Origin of the sequence: Lysobacter cavernae, from assembly GCF_042648505.1 — a bacterium.
Classification (GTDB): Bacteria; Pseudomonadota; Gammaproteobacteria; order Xanthomonadales; family Xanthomonadaceae; genus Lysobacter_L; species Lysobacter_L cavernae.
The window spans coordinates 111597-125461 of the sequence record NZ_JBHRXK010000001.1 but is presented as its reverse complement, the minus strand read 5'-3'; the positions used below and the strand labels follow the sequence as shown (position 1 = coordinate 125461).

Genomic DNA, 13865 nt, shown 5'->3' with positions numbered 1-13865 from the left:
TGATGCCATGACTACGTCCACGTCCACGTCGATGAGTGCCTGTGCGCTGCTGGTCCTTGCCTCGATCTGGTCGTCTGGCGCTGCAGGGCAGGGCGATGAACGGCCCGGCGCGAAGCTCGGCCCGGAGTGGGTCGCGATCGACCCGGCGCGCCTGGACGAACTGCGCGGCGGCTTCGTGACCAGCACGGGCATGGCGTTGTCGTTCGGCATCGAGCGCGCCATCTTCGTCAACGGCGCACTGGTCGCCACCACGCGGGTGCATATCCCCGATGTGGCCCGCATGACCGGCGAGCAGGCGCAGCAGCTGGCCCGCTTCAACGAGGGCCTGATCGTGCAGGTCGGTGCCAACAACCATGTGGAATCTTCCGGCAACTTCAACGGCGTGGTGATCCAGAACAGCAGCGATGGCCAGGACCTGCGTGCACTGACCACCGTGAACGTGGGGGTGGACACGCTGGGGGCCTTCCAGGACATGAACACGCAGGCGGCCCTGCACAGCGCACAGATCCAGGCCATCGGGGCGCCCTGAAAAGCGACCGGTCTGCGTTTGCAACCAAGGACACTGCATGAAAAGGACGCCGTCGATGCCCCGCCACCTGGTCCTTGTTCCCTGCTTGTGGCTGGCCATGGCCGGCATCGCCCGCGCCCAGGAGTCAACCAGCGCCGCCGACGTGCCACGGCTGGATGCGTTGCAGCAGGAAATCAACCAGCAGACCCAGCGGCTGGACGAACTGCGCCAGTCGCTGGCGCAGCAGGAGCGCAATGTCGCGGAGCTGCAGCGGGTGTTGAACGAAGAGCGCCTGGGTGCGACCCGCGGTACCGGCGCACCACCGGGCGTCGTGATCCCGTCGCTGGCACAGCAGACCACCGCGCCGGTCGTGCAGAACCTTGCGCAGCAGGCACAGCCCCAACAGCAACCAGTGGGGCAGGCGCCGGCTTCGGATTCCCGCCCACCTGAGGTCGCGCAGATCTTCGACCAGCCCGGCGTGCTGACCCCGCGCGGCCAGTTCATCCTCGAGCCGTCGCTGCAGTTCGGCTACCTGTCCAACGACCGCGTCGCCCTGGTCGGTTTCACCATCATTCCGGCGATCCTGATCGGCCTGATCGACGTGCGCGAGGTCAAGACCACCACCGGCATCGCGACCCTGACCGGCCGCTACGGCCTCGGCGACCGTTTCGAGCTGGAAGCCAAGGTGCCGTACGTCTACATCAACGGCGACACCGTCAGCCGCGAGATCTTCACCGGCAGCGCCGTCGACAACGTCTTCAACGCCAACGGCAATGGCATCGGCGACGTCGAAATGACCGCGCGTTACCAGATCAACAAGGGCGGGCCCGACAAGGCGTTCTGGATCGGCTGGTTGCGTTACAAGAGCCGCACCGGCAAGGACCTGTTTGAAGTGGTGACCGATTGCGTGACGCGCTGCGTGGCCAACACCACCGGCACCGGCCTGCCGCTGGAGTTGCCGACCGGCACCGGCTTCGAGGCCCTGCAACCCGGCGTGACCTGGTTGTATCCGTCCGACCCGGTGGTGTTCTTCGGCAGTTTCAGCTACGTCTACAATTTCGAGCGCGACAACGTCTCGCGCACCGTGCTCGGCGGTGTCACCGAGGAACTGGGCGACGTCAAGATCGGCGACATCCTCGGCTTCAACCTCGGCATGGGCCTGGCGCTCAACGAAAAAGCCTCGATCAGCCTGGGCTACGACCAGAACATCGTCGGCAAGACCAAGCAGAACGGTGAAGACGCGCCCGGATCGGTGCGGGTGGTGCTGGGCACCTTGCTGCTGGGCGGTACTTACCGCTTCAACGAGCGCGTATCGCTCAACGTCGCGCTCGGCGTCGGTGTGACACGCGACACGCCGGACGTGACGCTCACCGCGCGGGTGCCGATCTCGTTCTGAAGAACGGCACGTCGCGGCTGCGCATCAGCGTGCGGGTGGGTAGATCGTCTTCCATTCCTTGCGCATGTCGACCACCGTCCAGCCCTTCTGCGTGGCCTCGTCCCAGGCCTTGTCGAGCTTGCCGATCCTGGACTTGCGGTCGTAGGCCCACTCGCGCTTGCCATCGGTGTGGTGGACGAGGCCAGCGAAACGCGGGCCATCGCCGCCCGTCGTCCACTCCAGCATCTGCTGGTCGCCATCGGAATTACCGAACGCGAAGATGGGGCGACGCCCGATGAAGCGCTGGATGCCTACCGGCTTGCCAACACTGTCATCAACCAGTGCCACCTTCGGCAGTTTGACCAGAACCGGCACGCCATCGCGCAGCTCGTACTTGAGCTCACCGCCGCTGCCGATCACCTGTTCCGGCGGAATGCCGTAGACGCGCTCGGTCCAGGGCCGCATGAACTCCTGGCCGCCGCCGGAGACGATATAGGTCTTGAAACCGTTCGCCCGCAGATAGGCCAGCAGTTCCAGCATCGGCTGGTAGACCATCTCGGTGTAGAGCTTCTTGGTCTTGGGGTGACGCGCCGTCGCAGCCCACTGCGTCACGACCGAGTTGAATTCGTCCGTGGTCATGCCGCTGTGCGTGGCGGCAATGAGTTCCGCCAGGCCCTTTTCGCCGGCCGCGGCCAGGTCCTTCATGTCCCCCGTGAGAGCGGACTTGTACGGCTCGGTGGTCTGCCATTCCGGGTGCTGCGGCGCCAACACCCGGATCCGGTCGAAGACAAAGAAGCCCTGAAAGTACAAAGGCTGCTCGGCCCAGAGCGTGCCATCGTTGTCGAAGGTGGCGATGCGCTCGTTGACCGCGACGAAGTCGGGCGACCCGGTGGTGGTCACCTTGTCCATGAAGGCGACGATGGCCTTTTTCGAGGGACCGGATTTCCACGAGGGCAGGGGGTCGGCGGCCAATACCGGCAGCGAACAAAACACCAGCAGCGCTGCCAGCAGGCAGCGAATCATTCGATTCACATGGAGCTCCTTGATCATCCTTGGCAAAGACCTGCCGGCAACCATAAGGCGTTGGGGCAGCAATGGAATGCTGCGCATGCAGGGATTGCAGCCGCTGGAAATGTACAGGCGAAACGCGCAGCCGTCATCACTAGTTCCGGAAGCGAACGGCTGCATTTGTTTTGCCGAATCCGCTCTTTCGCGCACGCTGCATTGGTATGTATTTCGGTGTTGATTTCACGCGTCCATCACATGATCTTCACCAGCATGCGGCAGGTTGGATGAAGCGCAAATCGGCGATTGCACGAAGGCGAAATATGCCCGGAAGACTGACGCTTGCCAGTAATCTTGCGACCGCAAAGTCATCGTTTTCCGGGCCATATCGACCGTAATCCAGCCGTGTAAAGGCACCAACGCGCTTACATTGGAGATGCATGGACACTGAGCTGGACATTCTTCAGCGGTTCTGGACTGACCTCGTTGCCCGGTCGGACGGCCCGATGACTTTCCGTTTCTTTTTGCAACCGACGATGGCCTTCATCGCGGCCCTGCATGACGGCATCAAGGATGCGAAGGCCGGGCGCGCGCCCTATTTTCAACGCCTCGTCCATGGTGACAAGACGGCCCGATTGACCGCGTTCCGCGAGGGGTTCACCGCCGTGACCCGGGTCTTGCTGCTCGGGGTCGGGATGGACGTGATCTATCAGTACAAGATGTATTCGCAAGGAAAACAGGATTTCCTGTTCTATCCAACCGAAGCGCTGGTGATCGTGGTGCTTCTGGCGTTCGTGCCGTACTTGCTGTTGCGCGGTCCGATCAAGCGCATTGCGACATGGTGGTTCGGCCGGAAGCAAAAGGCGGGTTGAGGAGCCCAGTTGGTGATGCAGGAAAGCGAGCAGATGCCCGAACACCCCGAACGTTTGAAAGAGCCCCCCGCGCCGCTTCCGACCAGACCACCACGGCTGGAAGTCACGCCGGTACCGCCGATTCCAGATCCCGGAAACGTGGCTGCGGATCAGGCCTCCACCGAGTACTCGGCCTATCGCACCGGGCTATCGAACCACCGGACCGGGCTGTCCGAACACCGGACCTCGCTTTCGGAGTACCGCACCGACTTGTCGACGCACCGGACCGATCTGTCCGAACATCGCACCAGCCTTTCAGAAAACCGCACCGCGCTGTCGAACGAGCGCACCGAGATGGCGATGCGCCGCACCGGCATGTCGTTCCAGCGCACACGCATGAGCGCCGACCGCACGCTGATGTCGATCCTGCGCACGGCGCTGTCGCTGATCGGCTTCGGCTTCACCATCTTCCAGTTCTTCGGCCACCTGCAGAGCTCCAAGCTTCTGGCCGAGACCAGCCATGCGCCGCGCAATTTCGGTATCGCGCTAGTGGCGCTTGGCGTCGTCATGCTGACACTCGGCATCGGTTACCACCTCAGCTTCATGAAGAGCCTGCGCGCCGAACGCTCGGCGATGAAGCTCGATGGCCTGATTCACGGCGAAAGCCCCTATCCGGTATCGCTGACGCTGATCACGGCCACGCTGCTGTGGCTGCTGGGCCTGCTGGCGATCGCCAGCATGGCGTTCAACCTGGGCACCCTGGGCTAGGGGCGCCGCAACAATCACATCTGATTGCGTAATCGGATGACCGGTTCCACCCCTTCCCCGCAGTGTAGCGGCAGTGGCGGATTTCCCTGAAAGAGTCTGGACGGAGAAAGGAGTTTCACAATGGCGACAGCAAAGAAGGCTTCACCCGCAGCTGCTGGCAAGACCGGCAAGGCCAAACAGCCCAACATCCTGGTGATCTGGGGCGACGATATCGGTATCAGCAACCTGAGCTGTTACAGCCAGGGCCTGATGGGCTACCACACGCCCAACATCGACCGCATCGCCAAGGAAGGCATGTTGTTCACCGATTCCTATGGTGAGCAATCGTGCACCGCCGGCCGTTCGTCGTTCATTTCCGGCCAGAGCGTCTACCGCACCGGCCTGTCCAAGGTCGGCCGTCCCGGCGGCAAGGAAGGCCTACAGGCGGAGACCGTGACCATCGCCGAGCTGCTGAAAGAGCAGGGCTACGCCACCGGCCAGTTCGGCAAGAACCACCTGGGCGACCTCAACAAGTACCTGCCCACCGTGCACGGCTTCGATGAGTTCTTCGGCAATCTCTACCACCTCAATGCCGAAGAAGAGCCGGAGATGTACGACTACTTCCCGGAGAAGGACTTCCCCAACTTCCGCAAGAACAACGGTCCGCGCGGCGTGTTGCATTGCTGGGCCACTGACAAGGACGACCCGACTGTTGAAGAGCGCTGGGGCAAGGTCGGCAAGCAGAAGATCAAGGACACCGGCCCGCTGACCAAGGCGCGTATGGAGACCTGCGACGATGAATTCGTCGAAGCGGCCAAGGATTTCATCGGTCGCCAGCACAAGGCCGACAAGCCGTTCTTCGTGTGGCTGAACACCACCCACATGCACATGTTCACCCACACCAAGAAGAAGAGCCTCGGCCAGGCCGGTCGCTGGCAGTCGCCCTACCACGACACCATGATCGACCACGACAAGAACGTCGGCGACATGCTCGATTACCTGGATGAGCTCGGCATCACCGAGGACACGATGGTGGTCTACGCCACCGACAACGGTCCGCACCGCAACTCGTGGCCGGATGCCGGCACCACGCCGTTCCGCAGCGAAAAGGACACCAACTGGGAAGGCGCATTCCGCATTCCGCAGCTGGTGCGCTGGCCGGGCAAGATCGCGGCTGGCTCGGTCGCCAACGGCATCACCCAACACCACGACTGGCTGCCGACCTTCCTGGAAATGGCCGGCGCACCGGACGTCGTCGAGAAGCTGAAGAAGGGCTACAAGGCCAACGGCAAGACCTTCAAGAACCACATCGATGGCATGAGCCTGCTGCCTTACCTGACCGGCAAGCAGAAGGAGAGCCCGCGAAATCTGTTCATGTACTTCAGCGATGACGGTGACGTGCTGGCGATGCGCTACGACAACTGGAAGGTCACCTTCATGGAGCAGCGCTGCCGGGGCACCATGCAGATCTGGGCCGAGCCGTTCACCACGCTGCGATTGCCGAAGCTGTTCAATCTACGGACCGATCCGTACGAGTACGCGGACATCACCTCGAACAGCTACTACGAGTGGTTCCTGTACCACGACTACCTCCTGCTCGCGGCCTACGGCCTGGCCGACAAGTTCGCTGCGACGCTGGTGGAGTTCCCGCGCGTGCAGAAGCCGGGCAGCTTCACCATCGATGACGCGCTGGAGAAGATGAGCGCGATGTCGGTCAAGGACTGAGTCAGGACGACGATGCCGGCGCCATGTGCGCCGGCATCGCTTTTCGTGTCGTGGCAACGAAACCATGGAAGCAAGATGGCAATGACTGAAGTACTGCCCTCCTGGAACAACACGGCGACCAAGGCGGCGATCGTCGACTTCGTGACCCGGGTCACCCACGTCGGTGGCAGCGACTACGTGGCCCCGCCAGAGCGGATCGCCACCTTCGACAACGACGGCACGCTGTGGTGTGAATTTCCGTTGCAGGTGCAGGTGTTCTTCACCCTGGACGAGCTGAAGCGGCTGACGGTCACCGCCCCGGCGCTGCTGGCCAAACCGGCCTTCAAGGCGCTGCTGGCCGGCGACCTGAAGACGCTGATGACGCTTTCCAAGCGTGAAATCTTCGAGCCGGCGTTCGCGGTGCACGCGGGCATGACCGTCGACGAGTTCAAGGCCACCGTCGGCCACTGGTTGCAGCAGGCGAAGCACCCCAAGCTCGGCCGGCTGTTCGCCAGCAACACCTACCAACCGCAGGTCGAGCTGCTGCAGTACCTGCGCGACAACGGCTTCAAGACCTTCATCGTCACCGGCGGCGGCATCGAGTTCGTGCGCGAGGTGTCGGAACAGCTGTACGGGATTCCGCCGGAACAGGTGGTCGGTTCCAGCACCAAGGCCAAATTCGAGATCGCCGACGGCCAATCCGCGATTCGCAAGATGCCGGACCTGGGCAGCTTCGACGATCGCGACGAAAAACCGGTCAACATCGACCTGCACATCGGCCGCCGCCCGATCTTCGCTTTCGGCAATTCCGACGGCGACCTGGCGATGCTGCGTTACACGCTGACCGGGCCGGGCGCACGCATGGGGCTGCTGCTGCACCACGACGATGCCGAGCACGAATTCGCCTACGATCGCGACTTCAAGCCGAGTCCGTTCAAGGATGGTTTGGACCATGCGGACGAATACGGCATCCGCATCGTCAGCATGAAGAACGATTGGAACCGCGTGTTTCCGGATTGACCGGCGCGTGTGACCATGGGCGAATACACCAACAGGATGGATGCATTGAGCGCGACGCTGGACAACATGATGCGTATTCCCGGCGGCACTTTCACGATGGGGTCGGACGACCACTACCCGGAAGAGAAGCCGGCGCACAAGGTCAGTGTCGCCCCGTTCTGGATCGACCGCCACGCCGTGACCAACCGCGATTTCGCCAGGTTTGTCGAGGCGACGGGCTATGTGACCATGGCCGAAAGGCCGGCCAATCCCGAGGACTATCCCGGGGCCGACCCGGCGATGCTGGCGCCGGCATCGGTGGTGTTCGTGCCGCCGCCGGGTCGGGTTGATCTGAGTAACCACTTCAACTGGTGGCAGTACATCCCCGGCGCCGACTGGCGCCATCCACGCGGTCTGGATACCTCGATCGACGGCATGGACGAGCACCCCGTCGTGCATGTCGCCTACGAGGACGCGCTGGCGTATGCGCAGTGGCTAGGCAAGGAACTGCCGACCGAAGCCGAATGGGAGTTCGCCGCGAAGGGCGGGGCGGACGGCAGCGAATTCGCCTGGGGCGATGAGCTGGAACCGGACGGACGCTACATGGCCAATACCTGGCAAGGCGAATTCCCATGGGACAACCAGGTCCTGGACGGCCATCGCTGGACGGCACCGGTGGGGACGTTTCCCGAGAACGGCTACGGCCTGTACGACATGATCGGCAACGTCTGGGAATGGACCACGGACTGGTACCAGGAGCACAACCGCATCCAGCATGCCTGCTGCACTTTGGAGAATCCCCGTGGTGGCGCGCGCGAGGACAGCCTCGATCCACGCAACCCGCAGGCGAACATCCCGCGGCGGGTCATGAAAGGGGGCTCGCACGTGTGCGCACCGAACTATTGCCGGCGGTACCGTCCGGCGGCGCGCATGGCGCAACCCATCGACACGTCCACCTGCCACCTGGGTTTCAGGTGTGTCGTGCGGGGCTGAGCGCCGCATTCTTTGATGGATAGCCGATGGGGGAGGGCACGATGAACCAGTGGTTGATTGCCATTACCGAGCCAGTCGTCGTGGTCATCGACGCGATCGCCCTGCTGGTGGTCGTGATCGGAACGCTGCAGGCGCTGGTCGGTATTGTCCGCCTCCTCGTAAACCGCGATGCCAGCAACGATGACCGGCGCGCTGTCTGGATGCGCTACTCGCATTGGCTGGTGGCTGGCCTGACATTCCAACTGGCGGCCGACGTCGTCGAGTCTTCGATCACGCCTGATTGGGACGGCATCGGGCGACTTGCGGCAGTCGCCTTGATCCGCACCTTCCTGAACTACTTTCTGGAGCGCGACGTCGAAGAAGTCCGTCAGCGTGAGAAGGCTGCACTGCCGCGGGTTGAATAAGGGCATTCCATTCCCGCGCGGCGCGGTTCATGCTTATATCCACCGCTATATGCACCCACTGCAGCACGTCAAGGAGATACGCAAATGAAACAGTTTGCATTGGCAGCCGTCATGGCAACGATGTTGGTGGCGTGCGCCAGCACGCCCACCGTCCATACCGATTCTGATCCGTCCGCGCAGTTCGCCAGCTACCACACCTACACCTGGCTGGCCAAGCCGGAAGGCACCTCGCCTCTGGTACAGCAGCGCATCGTCGATGGCATCGACGCTCAGCTGCGCGCCAAGGGCTGGACCCAGGCCGCTGACGGTGACGTTTCACTGGCCGCCCACGTCGCGACCAGCCAGAAACAGTCGCTGGATACCTTCTACAGCGGCGGTGCCTGGGGCGGCTGGGGTTGGCGCGGCGGCATGGGCATGGGCAGCGCGACCACGACCGTGCGTACCTACGATGTCGGCACCCTGGTCGTCGACATGTTCGACAGCAAGACCAAGCAGGCCGTCTGGCGCGGCACCGCATCCGGCACCGTCCCGAGCTCGCCGGAAAAGGTCAACGCCTCCGTACAGGCCGGCATCGACAAGATGTTCGCCAGCTTCCCGCCGGGCAGTGCGCCGGCGAAGTAACGCTCGGCTGCACACGTCTCAGGGCCAGCAAGCACGTCTTGCTGGCCTTGCGCGTTTTAGGGGGCGTTTGAAGAGGGCAAAGAATCGCACGGCATGAATTTGTGGTGGCAACAGCTGTTACTGGTCATGGTGGGCGGAAGCCTGGGAGCGGCAGGTCGTTATCCGCTGAGCGGATGGATCACGCGCCGCATCGCCAATGGATTCCCGCGAGCAGGTCGCCGTAGTGACTAGCGAGGAAGAGCTGGAAGTCGAAGCCACCGTTGAATCGCTTCTGGAACGATGAGCGCCCTGCCGGTGGCTGACGCCACCAGCCAAACCCTGCTGACCGCCCTGAAAACGCGTGTGCAGGCCGATTCCGTGATCTATACCGACAGCCTGGCCAGCTACAACATCCTGGACGTGTCGGGCTTCAAGCATCGGCGCGTCAATCACAGCAAGACGTTCGTGAATACACGTGGCAACCACATCAACGGGATCGAGAACTTCTGGAACCAATCCAAGCGCGTGCTGCGCAAGTACAACGGCGTACCGCGCAAACACTTCTTCCTGACTTCTAATGCTTATCTAGGACAGCCCCAAAGGAAAAGCTCGAACGAAATGCGGCGCCACGGTTCCAGCGCATCCTGCGAGTGTGGAGCCGTGAGGAAGACAACTTCTGTGATCTCTCATAAAACGGACTTTGGAGACTGATTCATGGCAAACCAGAAATCAGGCGGTGGACTAGGGGGGGGGGAATTAGCTGCCTGACCAGCTAGGCGGTCACCCCAACGCAACACCTCAATAAGTACCATTTTTTTCGCATCTTGGTAGTTATTTATTGTGTTGCGTAGTATTTAAGCCTTGGATGGAGGCTGCACAGCTCGCGCTTGCGTAAGACGTGTTGCGTTTACGAACTATTCGTTTGTGTTGCGACGTTTCAGAGAGGCGGCGCAACAAGCAGATTGAGAACGACCGCACTTGGGATTCAGTGGTGTTGCGTTTGTTCAGCTGAAACGCGAGCGAGCGACCGGCTCTAAAGCCGCTGCTGGCTGTGGCGCCAAACTCTAGATTAGGAACGGGCGCAAAGCCGCTCCCGTGACGCGGGCTGACCTACGCACGCTGGGCATCTCGTACTTGCTCTCCCGGCCCCATTCCGGACGCAATCGCCACCGTCTATCACTGCATTCAAAAACCCCTTCCTTCCCAGGCGCGAACATGCGAGACTAAACTAGTCCAGCATGACTGGATAAATTATACATATAAATCAATAAGTTAAAATAATTGCGGGCGAAATGAACGAGCTAGAGCAAAATTTAGTCCAGATCGTGCGGTTGGCTATAGCCGAGCAGATCGACGACGTACGCCTCTATGTGGCGCGCTTGGTTCGCAAGTACAGGGTGACAAATCCGGAGCTGGCTGAGCAGCTTGATATGTACCTCAGATCAAGGCCTTCCAGATCGAATAGCGTGCTGCGCAAGTCTGCCGCACCTAAGGATAGTTCGCATGCTGTGCCCGTCGATGACGAATCTCGCTTATCCCTATTGAAGGCGTTCCGAGACGAGCCGGGTAGGGTGCAACCACTGCTGTCCTCGGATCTTGAGGAGCTACTCGGCCAGCTCGTTCAAGAACGGAAGCAGGCTGGCAAGTTAATTGCACTTGGTCTGCGCCCGACTCGATCGGCAATGTTCGTCGGTGAGCCCGGGGTGGGTAAAACGCTGACCGCGCGATGGCTCGCATCCCAACTCAACGTACCGCTGTTCGTGCTCGATCTCACGGCGGTAATGAGTAGCCTTTTGGGCCGCAGCGGCACCAATTTGCGGGCGGCACTCGACTTTGCGAAGAGTACTCCCTGTGTCCTTCTCCTCGATGAAATCGATGCGGTTGCCAAACGTAGAAGTGATGACGCGGATATTGGTGAGTTGAAGCGATTGGTCACAGTGATCTTGCAGGAAGTCGATGAGTGGCCACCTGATGGCCTGCTGCTCGGCGCAACCAATCATCCTGAACTCATTGATCCGGCCCTATGGCGTCGTTTCGACCTGATCGTCAAGTTCGGTATGCCTGAGCAGGACGCTGTGCGCGAAGCGCTTCGTCTCTATCTGGGCCCGGACTACGCGGTTTTTGGTCGCTGGGCCGAAGTCTTGACTCAGGCATTTGCCGGGGAATCGTTCAGCGACATAGAACGCGAAGCCCATCGTTTTCGTCGTGCTCTAGCTCTGGGCGCTTCTGACGACAAGACCCTTGTTGAGGATTTTTTGAGAGGGCGCATGACTTCCATCGAACGCTCCAAGCGCATACCACTCGCTGTGCAGCTTTCCAAGGATTCGGGTCTTTCTCAACACGCAATATCCGATATCACGGGTGTTAGTCGAGACACCATTCGAAAGCACACCACCGGATCTCCTAGCTAAAGGAAGCTGCCATGAGCGAAACCAACTTCTTGATCGGCCGGGGCGAGCTTCTTACCTATGACATCAAAGGGCCGAAGCGGGGTGGAGAAAAGGTTGAGTTGTACACGCTAGAGCAAGCACGAGGACGACTGGCGCCTCAGTTCAAGCTAGTTGCAGATGCAATCGATCGATTGCCGGAGACCGCGTTCCCGGGTGATATCGCGGTTGCAAAGCTCACGATGAATCCGGGTTACATCGCAAAATCCTACTTCCCTGCGGCGATGCTACGAGCATCGGGCTTGGAATCAGTGGGTAGCCGGAACGTAACCATCACGCCCGAGCGTTGGACGAGGAAGGGCGCGCCGGAATCTGCATCAACGTTGGAACTCTTTGTCGCTGGCCGGCGGGACGTTTTCAAGCACTTGCCGGATTGGGCTGCTTCGGTAGAGGTCAACACAAGGGAGGCGTTAGACCTCGCCCATGTCGAAATCTTTAGTCCGCTGACGCCGGACGACCGGATTCGTCGGCAGGACGAGACTGCGGCCACAAGGTTTTTCGAGGTTGGCGTTCACCTTTTTGGCGATGAAGACGCAGCGTTCGTGCAGAACGCTTTCAAAAAATTTGCGGGCTCGCGCAAGGTCAAAGTGCATGGAGATTTGAGCTTTTTGGCGGGAAATCTATGGTTTGTCCCTGTTGAAGGAGCACGTGACAACGTGCATCAACTTGCAGAATTCAGCTTGGTTCGCGTCGTAAGACCCATGCCGAAGCTGCGCGGTTTGCGCCCCGTCGTGCGCGCCACAGGTTTAGCCATTGGATGCCGGCTGCCAAACGCACAGCCACTCTCTTCCGAGCCGAAGGTGGCAATCCTAGATGGTGGCCTGCCTGACGAGCACACCATCGGGCCTTGGCTGCGGGCTTACAAAAAACTGGATGATTCGGCTGCAGATGACGCAGATGGAATTGGACATGGACTCGCTGTGACCTCAGCTTTCCTGTTTGGGCCAATCTCGCCAAATGACGAAGCACCTCGGCCCTTTTCCTTTGTAGATCATCTGAGGGTCCTGGACAGCGATAGCGCCACCGAGCATCCACTTGAGTTGTACCGCACGCTTGGCTTCGTTGAGCAGGTTCTCCTTTCTCGGCAGTACAACTTCGTAAACCTGAGCCTCGGGCCAGACCTGCCGATCGAAGACAACGACGTGCACGCATGGACTTCGGTCATCGACGAACTGTTGAGCGACGGGAACACGTTCATGACGGTTGCCGCTGGCAACAACGGAGAACGCGACGCGGCAAGCGGAAATTCCCGCGTCCAAGTGCCATCTGATTGCGTGAATGCCTTGGCGATCGGTGCCACCAGTTCAGTAGGGGATACATGGTGCAGGGCTCCTTACAGTGCGATCGGTCCGGGTCGGAGTCCTGGCGTTGTGAAGCCCGATCTCGTCGCCTTCGGCGGTGATCCCAGCGAGTACTTTCACGCCTTGGCACCCGGGCTCAAGCCATCGCTTATTCCAGAGCGCGGTACGAGCTTCGCCGCTCCGTATGCCTTGAGGTCTGCTGTGGGGGTTCGGGCTATCTTGGGAAGCGAGCTATCACCCTTGGCGATCAAGGCACTGCTAGTGCACGGCGCGCAAGCGAAGACCTACGGCAAGTTCGATGTTGGTTGGGGCAAGGTGCCAGAAGACGTAATGGAACTGATCACATGCCCGGAGGGTGTTGCTCGTGTCGTGTACCAAGGCGAGTTGAAGCCCGGAAAGTTTCTTCGGGCCGAATTGCCCTTGCCAGGGGCAGGGCTGAAAGGGAAGGTGCGAATCAAGGCGACATTTTGTTATGCCTGCCCGGTCGATCCACAAGATGCTGCTGCTTACACGCGCGCAGGTCTCGAAGTAGTCTTCCGCCCGAACTCATCTCGTCAAAAGGCCGGGAAGCAAAACGCCGACACCCGTGGATTTTTCGACATGAAGACTTACGCTACCGAGCAGGACCGACGACAGGACATGGGCAAGTGGGAGACTGTGCTTCATGGCGATAAGGGGATGCTCGGATCGTCTTTATCCGCGCCTGTATTTGATGTGCATTACAACGCCCGCGAAGGTGCAGGAAAGCCCCATCGACCGGACAAGATCCCATACGCCCTTGTGATCACCGTCGAAGCCAAACGACATCCGGATCTCTACAACGAAATTTTGCGGGCGTACCCTCAAATTCTCATCCCAATTCAACCGCAAATTACGCTTCCTGTGCGTGTCGGTACGGGTCGTTGAGAATCCGCACGCAATTGTGAGCGAC

12 protein-coding genes and 1 pseudogene are annotated in these 13865 nt (G+C 60.7%); 12 read left to right on the top strand and 1 reads right to left on the bottom strand.

All coding sequences use genetic code 11. The features are described from left to right. Positions 1-7 precede the first annotated feature (7 nt). Together ACFOLC_RS00635 and ACFOLC_RS00630 are read left to right on the top strand one after the other, a co-directional pair. A complete protein-coding gene (locus ACFOLC_RS00635; protein ID WP_386756755.1) occupies positions 8-529 on the top strand; it encodes a PASTA domain-containing protein in 522 nt (173 codons plus the stop codon). A 55-nt stretch (positions 530-584) separates the two neighbouring features. After that, positions 585-1904 (top strand): acetate kinase, encoded by a 1320-nt coding sequence (locus ACFOLC_RS00630; protein WP_386756753.1) that lies wholly within the window; start codon positions 585-587, stop codon positions 1902-1904. 24 nt (positions 1905-1928) lie between these two features. Here the strand turns inward: ACFOLC_RS00630 and ACFOLC_RS00625 are convergent, their stop codons facing one another. Continuing rightward, positions 1929-3071, bottom strand: a complete 1143-nt coding sequence (locus tag ACFOLC_RS00625; protein WP_386756752.1) for an HAD family hydrolase — start codon at positions 3069-3071, stop codon at positions 1929-1931. A 257-nt stretch (positions 3072-3328) separates the two neighbouring features. On the opposite strand from ACFOLC_RS00625, the gene ACFOLC_RS00620 reads away from it, so the two are divergent. The 10 genes and pseudogenes from ACFOLC_RS00620 (at position 3329) to ACFOLC_RS00575 (ending at position 13840) form a co-directional block, all read left to right on the top strand. Continuing rightward, a complete protein-coding gene (locus ACFOLC_RS00620; protein WP_386756751.1) occupies positions 3329-3760 on the top strand; it encodes a hypothetical protein in 432 nt (143 codons plus the stop codon). A 15-nt stretch (positions 3761-3775) separates the two neighbouring features. Further along, a complete protein-coding gene (locus tag ACFOLC_RS00615; protein WP_386757905.1) occupies positions 3776-4507 on the top strand; it encodes a YidH family protein in 732 nt (243 codons plus the stop codon). 120 nt (positions 4508-4627) lie between these two features. Then, positions 4628-6211, top strand: a complete 1584-nt coding sequence (locus ACFOLC_RS00610; protein WP_386756750.1) for an arylsulfatase — start codon at positions 4628-4630, stop codon at positions 6209-6211. A gap of 81 nt (positions 6212-6292) precedes the next feature. After that, complete coding sequence (locus tag ACFOLC_RS00605; RefSeq protein WP_386756749.1) at positions 6293-7210, top strand: HAD family hydrolase; 918 nt, start codon at positions 6293-6295, stop codon at positions 7208-7210. Between the two features lie 45 nt (positions 7211-7255). Continuing rightward, positions 7256-8182, top strand: a complete 927-nt coding sequence (locus ACFOLC_RS00600) for a formylglycine-generating enzyme family protein (protein ID WP_386756748.1) — start codon at positions 7256-7258, stop codon at positions 8180-8182. 41 nt (positions 8183-8223) lie between these two features. After that, the gene (locus tag ACFOLC_RS00595; protein WP_386756747.1) at positions 8224-8586 is read left to right on the top strand and encodes a DUF1622 domain-containing protein; all 363 of its coding nucleotides are present in this window, start codon (positions 8224-8226) and stop codon (positions 8584-8586) included. A gap of 84 nt (positions 8587-8670) precedes the next feature. Continuing rightward, positions 8671-9207 (top strand): DUF4136 domain-containing protein, encoded by a 537-nt coding sequence (locus ACFOLC_RS00590; RefSeq protein WP_386756746.1) that lies wholly within the window; start codon positions 8671-8673, stop codon positions 9205-9207. 300 nt (positions 9208-9507) lie between these two features. Continuing rightward, positions 9508-9756 (top strand): annotated as a pseudogene (locus tag ACFOLC_RS00585) (transposase); the annotation flags it as partial. 722 nt (positions 9757-10478) lie between these two features. Continuing rightward, positions 10479-11597, top strand: a complete 1119-nt coding sequence (locus tag ACFOLC_RS00580) for an AAA family ATPase (RefSeq protein ID WP_386756745.1) — start codon at positions 10479-10481, stop codon at positions 11595-11597. A gap of 11 nt (positions 11598-11608) precedes the next feature. Further along, complete coding sequence (locus ACFOLC_RS00575; protein WP_386756744.1) at positions 11609-13840, top strand: S8 family peptidase; 2232 nt, start codon at positions 11609-11611, stop codon at positions 13838-13840. Positions 13841-13865: the final 25 nt, after the last annotated feature.